This window comes from Methylomonas sp. PHL2-19 (assembly GCF_059331595.1).
This window is the reverse complement of sequence record NZ_CP196839.1, coordinates 2,255,707-2,271,621: the sequence shown is the minus strand read 5'-3', so window position 1 is coordinate 2,271,621 and position 15,915 is coordinate 2,255,707. Positions and strand designations below refer to the sequence as shown.

At 53.5% G+C, this 15,915-nt stretch carries 12 protein-coding genes; 5 read left to right on the top strand and 7 right to left on the bottom strand.

Annotated features, from left to right (window positions below; translation table 11 throughout):
- Positions 1 to 13: 13 nt before the first annotated feature.
- Genes gspF through ACR02O_RS10615 form a run of 4 tightly spaced genes read right to left on the bottom strand, consistent with a single transcriptional unit; the run spans position 14 to position 5,204 of the window.
- A complete protein-coding gene (gene gspF / locus ACR02O_RS10630; protein ID WP_494523344.1) occupies positions 14 to 1,225 on the bottom strand; it encodes a type II secretion system inner membrane protein GspF in 1,212 nt (403 codons plus the stop codon).
- 6 nt (positions 1,226 to 1,231) lie between these two features.
- Positions 1,232 to 2,743 (bottom strand): type II secretion system ATPase GspE, encoded by a 1,512-nt coding sequence (gene gspE / locus ACR02O_RS10625; RefSeq protein ID WP_494523343.1) that lies wholly within the window; start codon positions 2,741 to 2,743, stop codon positions 1,232 to 1,234.
- Positions 2,730 to 4,637 carry a type II secretion system secretin GspD gene (gspD, locus tag ACR02O_RS10620; protein ID WP_494523342.1) on the bottom strand — a complete coding sequence of 636 codons (1,908 nt, stop codon included), beginning with the start codon at positions 4,635 to 4,637 and terminating at the stop codon, positions 2,730 to 2,732. Before gspD ends, gspE begins: the two co-directional genes overlap by 14 nt.
- Before the next feature lie 21 nt (positions 4,638 to 4,658).
- Positions 4,659 to 5,204 (bottom strand): type II secretion system protein N, encoded by a 546-nt coding sequence (locus ACR02O_RS10615; RefSeq protein WP_494523341.1) that lies wholly within the window; start codon positions 5,202 to 5,204, stop codon positions 4,659 to 4,661.
- Between the two features lie 150 nt (positions 5,205 to 5,354).
- On the opposite strand from ACR02O_RS10615, the gene ACR02O_RS10610 reads away from it, so the two are divergent.
- The 5 genes from ACR02O_RS10610 to ACR02O_RS10590 all read left to right on the top strand — a co-directional run bounded on the left by ACR02O_RS10610 (position 5,355) and on the right by ACR02O_RS10590 (position 12,561).
- Positions 5,355 to 6,494 (top strand): hypothetical protein, encoded by a 1,140-nt coding sequence (locus ACR02O_RS10610; protein WP_494523340.1) that lies wholly within the window; start codon positions 5,355 to 5,357, stop codon positions 6,492 to 6,494.
- 57 nt (positions 6,495 to 6,551) lie between these two features.
- On the top strand, positions 6,552 to 8,798 hold the full coding sequence (locus tag ACR02O_RS10605) for a hypothetical protein (protein ID WP_494523339.1): 2,247 nt from the start codon (positions 6,552 to 6,554) through the stop codon (positions 8,796 to 8,798).
- Between the two features lie 216 nt (positions 8,799 to 9,014).
- Positions 9,015 to 10,286 carry an IS256 family transposase gene (locus ACR02O_RS10600; protein WP_494521800.1) on the top strand — a complete coding sequence of 424 codons (1,272 nt, stop codon included), beginning with the start codon at positions 9,015 to 9,017 and terminating at the stop codon, positions 10,284 to 10,286.
- A 119-nt stretch (positions 10,287 to 10,405) separates the two neighbouring features.
- Positions 10,406 to 10,795: an HNH endonuclease gene (locus ACR02O_RS10595; RefSeq protein ID WP_458137111.1), complete on the top strand. Its 390-nt coding sequence runs from the start codon at positions 10,406 to 10,408 to the stop codon at positions 10,793 to 10,795.
- A 722-nt stretch (positions 10,796 to 11,517) separates the two neighbouring features.
- Complete coding sequence (locus tag ACR02O_RS10590) at positions 11,518 to 12,561, top strand: IS110 family RNA-guided transposase (protein ID WP_494522208.1); 1,044 nt, start codon at positions 11,518 to 11,520, stop codon at positions 12,559 to 12,561.
- Between the two features lie 72 nt (positions 12,562 to 12,633).
- Here ACR02O_RS10590 and ACR02O_RS10585 read toward each other — a convergent pair whose 3' ends face one another.
- The 3 genes from ACR02O_RS10585 to ACR02O_RS10575 form a co-directional block, all read right to left on the bottom strand.
- Entirely contained in the window at positions 12,634 to 13,905 is a 1,272-nt protein-coding gene (locus tag ACR02O_RS10585; RefSeq protein ID WP_458137109.1) for a FecR family protein, read from the bottom strand.
- 68 nt (positions 13,906 to 13,973) lie between these two features.
- The gene (locus tag ACR02O_RS10580) at positions 13,974 to 14,489 is read right to left on the bottom strand and encodes an RNA polymerase sigma factor (protein WP_458137108.1); all 516 of its coding nucleotides are present in this window, start codon (positions 14,487 to 14,489) and stop codon (positions 13,974 to 13,976) included.
- 231 nt (positions 14,490 to 14,720) lie between these two features.
- Positions 14,721 to 15,647: a LysR substrate-binding domain-containing protein gene (locus tag ACR02O_RS10575; RefSeq protein WP_171695860.1), complete on the bottom strand. Its 927-nt coding sequence runs from the start codon at positions 15,645 to 15,647 to the stop codon at positions 14,721 to 14,723.
- Between the last annotated feature and the right edge of the window lie 268 nt (positions 15,648 to 15,915).

Below are 15,915 nucleotides of genomic sequence, written 5' to 3'. Positions count from 1 at the left end.
TATGACAAAACCGCTATCTAATCAATTGGTTCATTTCAAATATCGGTAACAGAATCGCCAATACGATGGTCAGCACCACCAGACCCATGAACAAAATCAAGGCAGGCTCGAACAAGCCCATGGTCAGTTCGGTCAGCGCCTGAATATCGCGTTCCTGATCGTCGGCGGCACTTTCCAGCATGCGCGGCAATTGGCCGCTGGCCTCGCCGCTGGCGACCAAATGTATCGTCACCGGCGGGAAGAAACCGCTGGCTTCCAGCGCCTTGTTCAAGCTCTGGCCTTCGCGCACGCGAATCGCGGTATGCGCCACCGCCTGCCGCATCGCCTCGTTCGCCAACACCTGGCTGGAGATTTTCAAGGCTTCCAGCAACTCCACGCCGCTATTGGTCAAAATCGCCAAGGTGCGGGTAAAACGCGCGGTGTTTAAGCCTTTGGAAAAACGGGCGGTAATTGGCATGGTCAGCAGCCAACGGTGAAACAGCATGCGCGGCCGCTCCCGGCGCAGAATCAGCTTGGCGGCCACGGATAAAGCCCCCCCAATAGCCAGCAGCAGCAAGCCATTGCGCTGCAAAAAATCGCTGCAACTAATTAAGGCCTGGGTAATAGCCGGCAACTCGTGGCCCATTTTGTCGAACACCCCGGTGATTTCCGGCACCACGTAAGCCAACAGGCCGACAACCACCAATATCGACACGGACGACAGCAACACCGGATAAATCATCGCCATCTGCAACTTACGATGCAGTTGGCCTTTGTCACTCAGATAGTCAGCTAGTTTTTCCAAGACCTGATCCAGCTTGCCCGAGGATTCGCCGGCTTCGATGGTGGCGCGGTATAAAGGCGGAAAAGTACTCGGAAATGCCTGGCAAGCCACGGCCAGACTTTGCCCTTCAAGAATTCGGCTTCTGATCGCTAGCAATATCCGTCTGGCCCGCGCCGACTCCAGTTGCCTGGCGATAATACCCAAGGCTTCATCAATCGCCAAGCCGGACTTCAGCAGAGCCGCCAACTGCCGGGTAATATGCGCCAGCGCGCGCATGCCGATGTTTTGCGCCAATAAGGGCGACTGGCCGCTGCGTTCTTTTTTATGAACTTCTTGAATGTCCAGCAGGGTTAAGTCGTTGGCCTTTAATTGCTGGCGCGCGGTTTTGATCGTATCGCTTTCAAGCGTGCCTTTAACCGATTTGCCCTTGCCGTTCAGCGCTTGATATTCGAAGACCGCCATGCCCAGTTAGTCCTTTAAGGTGATGCGGATGGCTTCGTCGATGCTGGTGTCGCCGTTCAGGACTTTTTCCAGCGCGCTTTGTTGAATGCTGCGCGAAGTCAGTCGGGCATGCCGTTCCAATTCCAGATCGCCCGCGCCGTCATGGATTAACTGTTGCATCGTGCCATCCAGCATGATCATTTCAAAGATCCCGGCCCGGCCTTTGTAACCGTGGTTATGACATTGCGGACAGCCTTGGGCTTGATACACCGTCACCAATTCCCCGGCATCCCCGCCATAACCCAGCTTGGCTAAATCCCGAGCCGGCACCTGCTCCGGCGTTTTGCAATGTGGACACAGTTTGCGCAACAAGCGCTGGGCGATGACGCCGACCAAACTGGATGCCAGCAAAAACGGCTCTATGCCCATGTCCCGCAGCCGGGTAATGGCACCCACGGCGGTGTTGGTATGCAAAGTCGATAGCACCAAATGTCCGGTCAAGCTAGCTTGCACGGCAATCTCGGCGGTTTCCCGGTCACGAATCTCGCCGACCATCACAATGTCCGGGTCCTGGCGCAGAATAGCCCGCAAGCCTTTGGCAAAGGTCATATCCACCTTGGCATTAACCTGGGTCTGGCCAACGCCGTCCAGGTAGTATTCGATGGGGTCTTCGACGGTGAGAATATTGCGGCTGCGTTGATTGAGCTGGTTTACCACCGCGTACAAACTGGTAGTTTTTCCGGAGCCGGTCGGCCCGGTCACTAAAATAATGCCGTGCGGGCGGGCGATCATTTGCTGAATACTGTTCAACTCGTAATCCGACATGCCGACTTGCTTCAGGCTTAACTGGTTGGCCTGCTTGTCCAGCAAGCGCAGTACCACCCGCTCGCCATGCCCGGACGGCAAGGTCGATACCCGCACATCCACGGTGCGGCCGCCGATGTTCAAGGAAATGCGGCCGTCCTGCGGTAAGCGTTTTTCGGCGATGTCCAGCTTGGCCATCACTTTCAGACGGGAAATCACCATAGGTGCAAATTCGCGTTGCGGCTCGATAATTTCCCGCAAGGTGCCGTCCACCCGAAACCGCACTACCATGCGTTTTTCGTAGGATTCGATGTGAATATCCGAGGCATTTTCCTTGATGGCTTCGGTAAGCAGTGCATTGATCAAACGGATGATGGGCGCTTCGTCCTCGCTTTCCAATAAGTCTTCCGGCTTGGGCAAATGCTGGGCCATCTCCGACAAATCCAGATTGTCCTGCATATCGGCCACCATCTGCTGGGCATGGCCGGTTTTGTGTTCGTAAACCGCCTGCAATAGGCGTTCGAATTCCTCCGCGCCGACCGCTTCAAAACTCGCCGGCCGATCCACAAAGCGGCGGATTTCCAACAAGGCCGTTACCGTGGCTTTGGGCTGGTAAACGATACGCGCCTGCTGCGCCGAACATTCCGCAACCAGCACGCCGTGGCGTTTAGCAAAACCGTAAGACGGCAGCCTGTTATCGGTCGGCGCTGGCACTGTTGGTTCAGCGCTGGCCATTGCCGCCAGCCTCACCGCGATTATCTTGCGCAGCCGCATTGTCGTCCGCTAAGTTATCCAGCAGAGGCTGTTTCTGCTCCGGCATCAACAACACGCCGTCTTCGTTAAACTCTTGCTGCTTGTCGCGAATGTAGTTGTATTTGTCGTGGGTCAAACCGCTGGATTTACCCGCGTCCCGGATGATTTGCGGCCGCAAAAACACCATCAGATTCTTTTTAGTGATAGTCGTGGAATTGGTTTGAAACAAATAACCCAGATAAGGAATATCGCCCAACAGCGGCACCTTATCCACCGTTTCGGTGATGTCGTCTTCGATCAAGCCGCCCAATACCAAGACCTTGCCGTCATCGACCAATACGCTGGTTTCGATCTTGCGTTTATTGGTCTGCAAGTCGGCGCCGGTAGTGCCTTGCACCACGCTGGAGACCTCTTGCGCGACTTTCAATTTAACCGCGTTGCCTTCGTTGATCTGCGGCAAGACTTTGAGTTTGATACCGATGTCTTCGCGCTGAATGGTCTGAAACGGCGTGCTCAGGCTGCCGCCGACCGACGGCGTGTATTGGCCGGTGGTTAACGGGATGTTGCGGCCGACTATCATGCTGGCTTCCTCATTATCCATCGTCACCAACGACGGTGTGGATAACACATTGACATCGGTATCGCTGGCAAACGCGGTCAGCAAGGCTTTCAGTTCGCTGCCGGCTAGATAACCGATGCTTAAGCCCTTGCCGGCGGAGGTAATGAATTGCGACAAATTCAAAGAGTTGCCTTCGCCCTTTCTGCTGGCCGCAAACACGCTGCCATCGTCCTTGGTTTGCCATTCGACGCCGATGTTCTGCGATTTGTCGTAGCTGACCTCGGCGATGATCGCTTCGATATGCACTTGCGCGCGGCGCACGTCCAACTGCCGGACCACCGATTTCAAGGTCAGCATTAAATCGTGCGGCGCTGTGATAATCAGCGCATTGGCGGCTTCGTCGGCCCTAATATCAAAGTCCTTGGCGGTGGTGGCTTTGGTTTTGGCTTGATCGGCTTTTTCGTCCTTCAAAGACCCCACCCCGGTCAGCGTTTCCACCAATTCCTTGGCTACGGCGTAACGCATATAAATTACTTCTGTATTGCCGGCTTTTTCCATCGGCGTATCCAGATTGGCGATCAAGGCGCGCATCTGCAAACGCATCTCCGGGTCGCCGCCCAGAATAATGGAATTGGAGCGTTCGTCGGCCACCATGGGCGGCGGGACAGCCGTGGTTTTTCCGGCATTATTGCTGGTAATCAGCGTATTCAGCGGCAGTATCAAATCGGCGGCGTTGGCATGCCGCAGATTGATGATTTCAATGTTTTGTAAATCGCTTTTATCGATTTGCTTGATCATCGCTGCCAAGCGCTTAACATTCGCGGCGGTATCGGACAGGATGACGGTGTTACTTTCCGGCACGGCGCCGATAAAGGCGTATTGCGGCATCAAGGGTAACAAGGTTTGCACCAGTTGCGCCGCATCCACGTGATGCACCTGCAACACCCGGGTCAGTTGCTCATCGCCGTTCTGCGGATTACCGCGTAACTCGCTTTCCTCGCCGTCTTGCTTGGCGGTGATGTTGGGAATAATCTTCACCACATTGCCGTTCGGAATCGCCGAGTAACCGTGCACCTTTAGTATCGACAGGAATACATCGTAAACTTGGGCGGACTTCATGGGTGTGGAAGTCACCACCGAGATATTGCCGGTGATGCGCGGGTCGATAATAAAGTTTTTACCGGTGACATCGGCCACCGTTTCGATCAGCGCCCGGATATCGACATCTTTGAGATTCAGCGAGAATTCGTCTTTTTCCGCCAACACCATCGGGCAGAATAGGGCCAGCAGCAAGCCGATCAACAAGCGTGTTTTCATTTGCAGTTTACAAGGGAAGGATTATTCGGCGGCGGCTGACGCGCGGACGCTATCTTTTTTTAATAACAGGGATTCCCGGTGTTCGCCACGCTTCAGCAACACCCGGTCGGCTTGGACAGACTGCAACACCGCGCCGCCGGGCAGTTCATCCCCTAGCCTATATTTCTTTTGCTGGCCGTCGTCGGTTTGGATGATGCCGCTGGCATTTTCCGGATTCTTGGATAAAAACAGGATGCCCAGCAGTTTGAGTTGCGATTGCGTCTCCGCAACGGCGCCATCACCAGACACGCTCTCCGGGCTTTGCCCGAACAAATGCCAGGTGCCGATTTCCGACAAATCCATGGGCGGATTTTGCGTGACCATTTCGGGTGAGATGGGCGCTGCGGACTCTGCCGGCATTTGGTCGACATCGGCCAACGCATCGGGCAGATTGGCATACAACACCGCAAGCAAATAAACCGTCGCCAGCGCTGTGGCAAGCCATGGCAAAGAAACGCCGCCGCCTAATCCACACGCCGCTGATTTCCAATCGAAAGCAAATCTTGAATATCCCGCAAATTTCATCATGCTTGGATTATGCTGGGAAAACATGACTGTTTTATGACAAAGCCGACCTGGCCGATAGCCCCCATCTGCGTCGGCAGCTGGCTTGCCGGCAGCCTTCAAGCGCTGATAAAGTCGGCCGAAAAACTGAACCCACCCACATTAACTAAGCCCATGAATGGATTATCAACCCTGGCACAGGCCTTTGGCGGCGTAACGAGCCGCATTGAAGGAATAGACAAATTAGCCAGCGATTTAAATCGCTGGTATTTGCAACAGCCGCTAGACCGCAACTTCCTGCATCCCTGCTTAATCGACGGCAAACCGGCCTTGGTGTGCCAAGCCGGCCTGAGCCGCGACGCCGCCGCAGCTTATGCCGAATTGGCAGTAATCGCCCGGCGCTACGGTATTTATTTAAAAGAAGACAGCCGGCAGCGCGACGATAGCGCTATCTTGCATAACCGCCGCCGCGAAGTCAGTCTGGTGTTGAGTTTTTGCATAGGCATGATGGCGTCTTCGCGCGTGGTAAGCGCCAACGATTTGCAGCCGGTCAATGCCGTGCCGGCCGTCGCCAGCCAATTGGCCGAACCGGTCAACAGCATGCAGGCCAAGCTCTCGGTCGATCAGGACGGCGCCGCGACGATACGCTTACGTCTGCGTAAACCGCCCAGCGCAGCGGAAGTGATGGCGGCCTACAGTCAAAAGCAGGCCACGCTGAACAGCGATGCGCTGGCGAAAACGGAAATTGCCAATTTCCTCAGCGCTATCTATCAGGCCGAGTCCAGCGATCCGGCCAATATCAGCGCAGACTTGGCAGTCATGGCCGACTATTTTTCGCATTACCCGCAAGCCGTGAATTTGCTCAGCGAACTGCGCGGCCAAAAACTCATCCTCAAATACCGGCAAAATACCTGGCAAACTCAGGCCTTTGGCAATCAATTTGGGGTGGATAGCGTGACGATTTACTTCGACACCCGTTTGGGCGCGCAATTGCTGAACGATCCGGGCTGCGACAGCACACCCGCATGCAGCATCTCGCCCGCCGACGCCTTACTGCATGAATTGCTGCATGCCAAATTGATGTTGCTGGATAGCCAGCATTTTATTGACGGCGGCGGCATGGCCCAGACTTTGTACCCTTTCGAGCACGAACGCGAAGTGATTCATCACGAAAACCGGCTTTACCAAGACATGAATCAATTGGACGGCCGCGCCCGGCCTTTAAGGCATAGACATAGCGGCGAGTTATTGCAAGTCTCCTGCCCGGCCTGCAACCCAATAAAGCAAGTTGCGTCAGGCGACCCAAGTCTGTAAAACTAACGAAATTTCGTGATAGACATAACAAAAACTACTCAACACAGGAGACACACCATGACGCCCATATCCAGCCGCAATGTTGCCGAAAAATGGCGGTTTGCCCGACTCGGCGGTTTCGATCAGGTTGAATTGCAGCGCGGTAGCGATTTAATTGGACTGCCTGAACTGGATCAGAAATTATGGGCGGCGCTGAGTTGCCCGACCCACGGCTTGTTCTTCGACAACCAAACATTGGCGTTGCTGGATACCGATAACGACGGCCGCATCAGAGCGAACGAGGTCATCGAAGCGGTGCGTTGGGTGAGTAAAGTGCTTAAAAACCCGGCCGATTTGATCCAACAAAACACCACACTGCCGCTGGCGGCGATTAACGATCAAGATGAAGAAGGTCAGCAGCTACTGGCTTCCGCCATTGAGATCTTAAAAAACCTGGGCAAGGCGGATGCAAGCGAAATCACCGCCGACGATCTGGCCGATATGACCAAGATTTTCGCCAACACCCAATTTAACGGCGACGGCATAATTCCAGTTAAAGCCGCCGGCGACGAGGCCGGCCAGCAAGCCATCACCGACATCATCGCCTGCTTGGGCGAAATTCAGGACCGCAGCGGCGACCCGGGTATTAATCTGGAAAAGATCGAACAGTTTTTTAAAGACGCCGGCGCATACTTCGATTGGTGGCAACAGAGCGACGCCGAAGCCGTGCGGATTCGCAATCAAATCGCCGACACCGAAGCGGCGGCGGCCTTGCTGGCGCAAGTAAAACCCAAAATCGACGACTTTTTTACCCGCTGTCAATTGGCGGAATTCGACACCGGCGCGACCGAGTTGTTGAACCCAGCCGACAGCCGCTACGAGCAACTGGCCGGCATCGATTTATCCGCCGGCAGCGAAGAGCTGGCTAAATTGCCGCTGGCTGCCATCGTCGCTGGCGGCAATTTGCCATTGACCACCGGTTTGAATCCGGCCTGGCGGGCGGCGATAGACCAGTTAAAAACCCAGGTGCTGACACCGCTGCTGGGCACTTTGGATAGCTTGTCCGACGCACAATGGCAAAGCGTGGTCGGCCAATTCGCCGATTACCAGGCTTGGTTGCAGAAAAAACCTGTCAATGCCGTCGAAAGCTTGGGGCTGGAGCGCATCAAAACGCTGTTGCAAAGCGATACGCAAGCCAAATTGACCGGCTTGGTCGAACAGGATTTGGCTCTGGAACCGCACGCCAAAGCCATCGATTCTGTCGTGCGCTTGCTACATTACTACCGCGATCTGTACACCTTATTAAACAACTTCGTGTCGTTTCGCGATTTTTACAGCCCGGAACCGCACGCTATTTTCCAAGCCGGTACCTTGTATCTGGACGGCAGAAGCTGCCAATTGTGCGTGAAAGTGGATGACGTGGACAGCCATAGCAAGTTGGCGGAACTGAGCAAAATCTTTCTGGCCTATTGCGTCTGCCGCCGCCAAGGCAGCAACGAAACCCTGACCATCGCCGCGGCCTTTACCGGCGGCGACAGCGACAATTTGCGCGTCGGCCGCAACGGCGTGTTTTACGACCGCAATGGCGTGGACTGGGATGCGACCATCGTCAAAATCATCGAAAACCCGATCAGCATCAAAGAAGCATTCTGGGCGCCTTATAAACGTGTCGCGCGGATGATTAACGAGCAATTGGAAAAAAGCGCGTCGGCCCGCGACAAAGCGGCCCACGAAAATACGTTTAAAGGCATTTCCGAAGCCGGCGCGAATGCCGGACAAGGCAAGGAACCGCCCGCCCCGTTCGACGTCGGCAAATTCGCCGGGATTTTCGCCGCCATCGGTTTGGCAATCGGCGCCATTGGTACTGCGCTGGCCACCGTGATGAGCAGCTTCATGGGCTTGGTTTGGTGGCAAATGCCGCTTGCCATCATCGGCGTGATGCTGGCGATTTCCGGCCCATCCATGTTTATCGCTTATTTGAAACTACGCCAACGCAATCTGGCACCGGTTCTGGACGCCTGCGGCTGGGCGGTGAATGCCAAAGCCTTTATCAACATCCCGTTCGGCCGCTTGTTGACCGGTATCGCCAAATTACCGAAAGACGCGGAAATGCAAATGGTCGATCCATTCGGCGAAAAGCAAAGCCATTGGAAAAGCTACGTGTTTTTGCTGATCCTGCTGGCCGGCGCGGCCTACGCTTGGCATAAAGGCTATATCGGACCCAAGCAAGAAACGGAACAAGCGGCCCAGGTTGAGGAAAAAGCGGCGGTGGCTAAAGTTGAAGTGCCTGCTGCTCCAGCTAAACCTGCGGAACCGGCTAAGTAAGTATTTCCTTGTAGAAAGTTCGGAGCCGAGGCAATTACTTTATCAAGTAGTTGCCCCCGTTCCACCAATCTTATAGATGTGGGGTGGCGAAGCTCCCGCCACCTAATGTTTCAAGAGTTATAACTAAATCTGGTGTACGGCCCGACTTGATGAAAGGTGGCGCCCTCTGCTGAAATGAGATTGTCGAGATCGAATAACAGCAAAATGAGAGACGCCATGAACAAAGATAATGCAAAAGACTGGAATAATGCCAGTGGGATTAACGATCCTTTGACGGATTTGTTGAAGACGGGTGCTAGAGCCTTGATCCAACAAGCCGTTGAGGCGGAGCTACAGGCTTTTCTGGGCGAATACGCCAAGGTTACCGATTTACGGGGCCGGCAAACCGTGGTGCGTAATGGCTATTTGCCGGAGCGGGAGATCGTGACGGGCGTGGGTAACGTGACGGTCAAAATCCCCAAGGTTCGAGACCGTTCCGGCGGCAGGATCAAGTTCAACTCGTCGCTGGTGCCGCCGTATGTTCGCAAGACAAAACGGGTGGAAGCGGCCTTACCCTGGCTGTATTTGCGCGGCATTTCCACCGGCGACATGCAGTCGGCCTTATCGGTGTTGCTGGGTGACGATGCCAAAGGCTTGTCACCTGCCGTGGTTAGCCGCCTGAAAGCCCAATGGGCCGAGGATTATCTGGCCTGGAATCGGCGAGATTTATCGAAGGAGCGCACTGTGTATGTCTGGGCCGACGGCATCTATTCGACCCTGCGTGGCGAGGATGATCGGCTGTGCCTATTGGTCATCATCGGAGTCAACGAACAGGGTGAAAAGCGCTTGCTGGCCTTATCGGACGGTTATCGGGAATCGAAAGCCTCGTGGCTGAGTGTTTTGCAGGATTTACAAACGCGAGGTCTACAGGACGCGCCGAAACTGGCTACCGGCGACGGCGCTTTGGGTTTCTGGGCAGCCATCAACGAAGCTTGGCCCACCACACAACACCAGCGCTGCTGGGTGCATAAGACGGCGAATGTGCTGGCGACGCTACCCGATTCAATCCAAGGCAAGGCCAAGGCGGGGCTGAAAGAAATCTGGATGGCGGAAACCAAAGCCCTGGCCAATCAAGCCTTCGACACGTTCTTGCGTGACTTTGAAGCCAAGTACCCCAAGGCGGTGGGCGTGTTGGAAAAAGACCGTGAATCGCTATTGGCCTTTTACGACTTTCCCGCCGAGCACTGGATACACATTCGGACGACAAATCCGATCGAATCCAGCTTTGCGACGATTCGCCATCGGACCACCCGCACCAAGAACTGCGTGTCCCGCAATACCTTGTTGGGCTTGGTGTTCCAATTGGCGTTAACCGCCGAGAAGAGTTGGCGCAAGATACGCGGCTTTAAACGATTGCCGGATGTGATTGAGGGCATTCGTTTTCAGGACGGCATGGCTGTCATTATGGAACCGGAGAAAACAGAAGAAACACAGCAGATGGCCGCCTGATTCAAATCAGCCATACACCAGATTTGACTATTTCTCAGTTTCAATGGTGGATGACGCTTCTCTTATCCACCATTCAACCCAAAACACTTGTTAAATAATCGATCTACAGGCGCCCAGCAATGAAACCAAGCACACAGATGACATCTAAGGTCTATGCGGGAACAGGCCATTGCATCTACTGCCTCAAACAATTTTCAAAAGAACAACTTACGGATGAACACATTATTCCGTTAGCTCTAAATGGCACATTAATTATTCGCGATGCAGCTTGTGATTCATGCCGCGCAATATCAAACGAAAAATACGAAAACCCAGCCTTACAGGCTGACCTACTAGTTCCACGTCTGCTGCTTGGTTTAAAGCGGCGAAAAAAGAACCAGAAAAAACATATGCCCACGGCTAAATTGGGCAACCATTTGATGGATGAAGGGGGGAAGACATTCAATACACCATTGATGACTACCCTAAAACATTTGCTCTGGTTCATTTTTTGCCCCCAGGAAAGCTAGCGGGAGTGGTAATGAACAATGAATTGGAGTCATTACGTATTCAAATTGTAAACCTTAGAATAAATCCGATGCCTTCGACTGGAGTTACGCTTCGAACACCGTTCAACCATACAGCATTCTCTCTCACGCTAGCCAAAATAGGCTACTGTTATGCTATAGCTGAGCGAGGATACGACTCCTTTGAGTCAACTGAAATACGGGATTTATTATTGGGTTACCGCGACGATGTATATAACTTTGTTGGAAGCTATGGGATTTCAGAAAAACCAAAGATTAATCAGCTTCACTGGTTGTCGCTTGTCAAAATAGGAAAATACTTGGTAGCGCGAGTGCATCTATTTGCATCGTGTGGCATCACTCCTTACCAAGTAGTCCTGGGCGAGTCTAGATAAAAAGTCAGGGTAGGCACGGTTTTTGTGCCCACGCGGAATTAAAGCAATCGCGCGAAATGGTGGGCAGAAAAGCGTTGCCCACCCTTGTATGATGAATTTTAACAACCGATAGCCCAGAAAAACCGATTAAGCTGTGATTGTTCATTGGGAGGCCGTCCCACCCTGAGGACTGGTAGTTTACCAGAGCCTGTCGTGTAGATTGGCCCCCGCCCTATTCACCCATACCGTGGAGTATCCGAGGCTTAGAGCCTGCATACACAAGGAAGGTAGGTGCATGTGCAGGGTCGGGAACCGGTGAATAGTGTACTTCCCTTTAAACTGTATTTAAAAATGATGATGACGAACCGCTCGCTCAACACCCCCGCTGAATCTGTCCATCGCCTGTTTGCCGGCGTGGATGTCGGCGCCGACGAATTGGTTTTAGTGATCCGCAAGAACGGCAAGCCGTTCGACCCGCAAAAATATGCTAATACTCGTAGCGACCGTGCGCGTCTGGTGAATAAGTTGATCAAATTACCCGGCATCAAGGTCTGTCTGGAAGCCACCGGTATTTACCATTTCGATCTTGCTATTGCGCTACACGACGTCGGTGTACCTGTGATGGTGGTCAATCCCAAGGCTTCGCATCACTTCGCTAAGGTATTGATGAAAAACAGTAAAACCGACGCCGTCGATGCCAACACCTTGGCCGAATATGTCGAGCGCATGGATTTCGTCGCCTGGACTCGTCCTTCGAATCAAGCGCTGGCTTTGCGCGGCTATGCTCGCCGTATCGACGCGCTAACCGGTCAGAAGGCCGCCGCGAAAAATCATCTACATGCGCTGAGTGCGACCGAGGAAACGCCGAAGGCCCTACTACGCGATGCCAAATTGGCGATTAGTCAGCTGGAAAAACGCATCGATACGTTGGCTGGCGAGGCGCTGGCGTTGATCGACCAGCATCCGGAACTGCAACGAATATTCGACCTGTTGACCGGCATCAAAGGCATTGCCCAAACCAGCGCCATTGCCTTGATGGGCGAACTACTGCTATTGCCGCCCAACCTGTCGCATCGCGAATGGGTCAAGTTTGCCGGACTCGATCCCAAGGCCTTTGAGTCGGGCAAAAGCGTACACAAGAAAATGCGGCTATCCAAGGCCGGTAACCGGCATATTCGTTCGGCGTTGTATATGCCGGCCTTGAGTGCCAAACAGCACGATCCGCATGTGCGAGCGTATTTCCAGCATTTGATCGACAACGGCAAGAAACCTTTGCAAGCCGTCTGCGCCGTCATGCGTAAATTACTGCATGCGATCCATGGCATGTTGAAGCACGATCAGCCGTTCGATAACACACGGTTTTATGCCATCCCTGAATCCATCATCGCCGAGTAAAAAATGATGAAATTTGTTGCTTTTGAACAGAGTATCTACCGGCGGAATTACTGTTGGCTTTAGCCTTTCCTGTTAACGCAACACCACCAAATAAGGCGTAACGTTGACAATCTGCAGCTCCGGTACGGCGGCTTTTAAACTGGCGATGGCTTGATCCAGCGCGTCCAAGCGAAACAGGCCGCTAATGCGCTTGTCGGCCAGCGCGGTATTCAGCAACACGACGCGGCCGGGACGATATTGGTTGATTTGGGCAATGGCGTCGCTTAGCGGCAAGCCGTCGAATTGCAGATAGCCGGCCCGCCACAGCGCCATGCTGTCAGGTTGGCCGGCGCTTTTTAGGGCGATGCTGTTGGCGCCTATCGACGCGGACTGTCCCGCCGTCAGGCGTTCTTGGTGTTGCTGCCCCGCGTCTTGTATTTCAACTATCCCTTCGACCAGTTCCACCTCGGTATGCTCGGATTGTCGCTTTACGGCGAAGGCGGTGCCCACTGCCCGCACTTCGCTGCCGGCAGCCGCGACCACGAACGGCCGTTGCGGATTTTTAGCCACGTCAAAAAACGCTTCGCCGGCTAATAACTCCACCCGGCGCGTGCCGGCATCGAAGTGGATGGCCAGGGCCGTGGCGGTGTTAAGCATCACCCGCGAGCCGTCGGCCAAGGTCACGGTGCGTTGCTCGCCCTTACCGGTGAGATAGTCTGCCCGCCAGAATGCCGGCGGATACAGCGCGGTGAGCGTGACTGCCAGCATTACACAACAGGCTAAAGCCAAACGGAAGGATCGGTTAGGGTGGCGGGTTCTGGTATTGACCCGGACTTTAAAATCCCTGGGGCTGTCATTTCCGCGCCGACGGGAATCCAGCATGGCAATCGAACTTGCAGCCAGCACATCCGCTGCCTGCGCTTGCCTGCCACCTTGCCCTGGAGACTGTCGTAAAAGCTCGCTTTCTTCTCGGGACGACTGCATCGATACAGAAGATAGGGTAATGTCGGGATCGATTACCGAGAGGGTTGGAGCGAGGGAATCAAAATGCGTCAAAGCGTTAGTTTGCATCCCATCACCCTGCCCTCTCCCAGAGGGAGAGGGTTGTATTTTGGCTGTTAAGCTTCCCTCCCCGGGCAAGGGTTGCGCACCGGGAATAATGCGGCGGCCGCGCAGTTGTCCCAAACCGGCCCACAGCGCTTCGGCGCGTTGCCACGCTTGTTCGTGGGCGCTGTCGGCGGCGCGCCAGGCATTCAGCTCTTGCCGCGCGGACGTGGAAAAATCACCGGAATGCAATTGGCTTAACCAAGCGCAAGCCTGTTCCAGCAAACGCTCGGCATTATCCGACATCGGTTCGGTGGACATGGTTAATTCCTGGTTAAACGGTGGGGGAGATATATCATAGACGAGGCCGGAGGCCTAAACCACAGACGCTATTCGAATTCATCCAGGGTTTTAGCACATTGCAGCAATGCCCTTTTGATGTTCTCTTCGACGGTGCGAACCGAGATATTCAGGGTTTCGGCGATTTCGCGCTGCTTCAGGCCTTCGAAGCGGTTCAGGTAAAAAATGCGTTGGCACAACGGGGACAGGCTGCTCATGCCCTCGATCAGGCGGTCCAAATCCTCCTCGCCCAGCGCCACAGTTTCCGCGCAGCGCAGGTCTTCGGCTTCCGGCGGCGTATCGTCCGGCCATTCCACAATCGCGGCATGGCGCACGGTTTGACTGCGATAGTAATCAATCACCAGATTTTGCGCGGTACGGAACAGATAGGCTTTTAGATTGCCGACGCTACCCAAGTCCTCGCTGCGGCATAAGCGCACGAAGGCTTCCTGGCAAATGTCGGCGGCGGTTTCCCGGCAGCGTACACGCGAATACAGCACAGTCTCCAACTCGCCGTGGCAACTGACGTATAGCTCTTGGAGAGATTGATGGACTGGAAAAGACATTTGCCGACTTAAGGGTTTCGGTATCAGGGCTTAAACCGAAAGTAACCAGCAAATTTAAAGCCGGACTAGAAATATTTTGCGCAATCAAACAGCTAGAAAATTGGCAAGACGCCAAATCCGATAGTTTTTTATTAATCTATGTTAAATAAAGCTGGTCTAGCCCCCCGTTTCACACATATTTGCTACATCTAACCGACAGAGACGGCCCACCCACAGCCATGGTCCGACAGCTTAACATTCGTCAAACCCCTCGCCTCTTTCCCGGCTTTTCCGCGCGGCTTCCGCCAGCAATTCGTCGATAAAATATCGACAGTAATTGGGTACGTAAAGTTGTTTCAGGTAAGCAATCTTAGTTGTGGAACTGGGTATCAAACCCGACAGGTCTAGGGCAACCAAATCGGCATCCTTGCTGGCTTCGTAAGCCGTACCGGCAATTATCCCCACGCCCATTCCCAAACGCACATAGGTTTTTATCACGTCGGAATCGGCCGCCGCCAAGGTAATATCCAGTGGTAAATGGGCGTTATGAAAGGCTTTTTCTATCGTCGAGCGACCGGTAAAACCAGGTGTGTAGGTCAAAATCGGCTCAGCTGATAGCCGTTGCAGGCTTATTTCGCCTTCCGCCAGCCTGTGACCGAGTGGCACCACGGCGACGTGATGCCAGTGATAACAGGGCTTGACTACTAATTTGTCGTCTTCGTCCAGTTTTTCGGTGCAGATGGCGATGTCGGCTTGATGCCTATGTAACAAATTAATCAGATTATCCGGCGACGATTGCACCATATAGATTTTAATGCCCGGATATTTGCGCCTAAACCGGCCTATCGGTTCCGGCAGTAAATATTTAGCCTGCGTATGAGTAGTCGCTATCCGTAAGGTGCCGTTACTATTTTCCAGAAAGTCGTCGGCAATCAGTTGGATATTTTTTTTAGCCTGATTGATTAAATCAACTTCTTCCATGATCTTTTCGCCCAAGGGCGTCAGACCCGTGAGCTTTTTTCCCTGTCTGACGAACAGCGGCGAGCCCACTTCTATTTCAAACAACTGGAGTTGCCGGCTGACCGCCGACTGCACCACGTGCATTTTTTCCGCGGCTTTGCTCAAGTTGCAATCGGTTTCCTGCAAAACTCGCAGCAATTCCAATTGATTAAGATTCATAGGCGTGCTCCTAAAAAAATTCCGGGATTCAAAGCAAAATTTTATTACTAACCTATACTGTAATTCGACGTTGCAATGACAATCTATTCTTTCGATATAAAAATCACATTATATCGTTTTAATTTAGAGGTTCCGTTCATTAACATGACAAATCGACCAGGTGATTTTGTCGGCTTTTGTTAGTGAGAGGCAAACCTCCTCCTAGCGACAGGGATGTTTTGATGGCGGGTTGCATAGACCCGCCATTTTTTTCGTCACCAGTCTAAGC

Bases quoted from the DNA above. Each gene is read 5' to 3' on its own strand.
- ACR02O_RS10600 (WP_494521800.1), top strand. From the start codon at position 9,015: ATGAACAAAGATAATGCAAAAGACTGGAATAATGCCAGTGGGATTAAC.
- ACR02O_RS10585 (WP_458137109.1), bottom strand. From the start codon at position 13,905: ATGTCCACCGAACCGATGTCGGATAATGCCGAGCGTTTGCTGGAACAG.
- gspE (WP_494523343.1), bottom strand. From the start codon at position 2,743: ATGGCCAGCGCTGAACCAACAGTGCCAGCGCCGACCGATAACAGGCTG.
- ACR02O_RS10605 (WP_494523339.1), top strand. From the start codon at position 6,552: ATGACGCCCATATCCAGCCGCAATGTTGCCGAAAAATGGCGGTTTGCC.
- ACR02O_RS10590 (WP_494522208.1), top strand. From the start codon at position 11,518: ATGATGATGACGAACCGCTCGCTCAACACCCCCGCTGAATCTGTCCAT.
- ACR02O_RS10615 (WP_494523341.1), bottom strand. From the start codon at position 5,204: ATGATGAAATTTGCGGGATATTCAAGATTTGCTTTCGATTGGAAATCA.
- ACR02O_RS10575 (WP_171695860.1), bottom strand. From the start codon at position 15,647: ATGAATCTTAATCAATTGGAATTGCTGCGAGTTTTGCAGGAAACCGAT.
- ACR02O_RS10580 (WP_458137108.1), bottom strand. From the start codon at position 14,489: ATGTCTTTTCCAGTCCATCAATCTCTCCAAGAGCTATACGTCAGTTGC.
- gspD (WP_494523342.1), bottom strand. From the start codon at position 4,637: ATGAAAACACGCTTGTTGATCGGCTTGCTGCTGGCCCTATTCTGCCCG.
- ACR02O_RS10610 (WP_494523340.1), top strand. From the start codon at position 5,355: ATGAATGGATTATCAACCCTGGCACAGGCCTTTGGCGGCGTAACGAGC.
- ACR02O_RS10595 (WP_458137111.1), top strand. From the start codon at position 10,406: ATGAAACCAAGCACACAGATGACATCTAAGGTCTATGCGGGAACAGGC.
- gspF (WP_494523344.1), bottom strand. From the start codon at position 1,225: ATGGCGGTCTTCGAATATCAAGCGCTGAACGGCAAGGGCAAATCGGTT.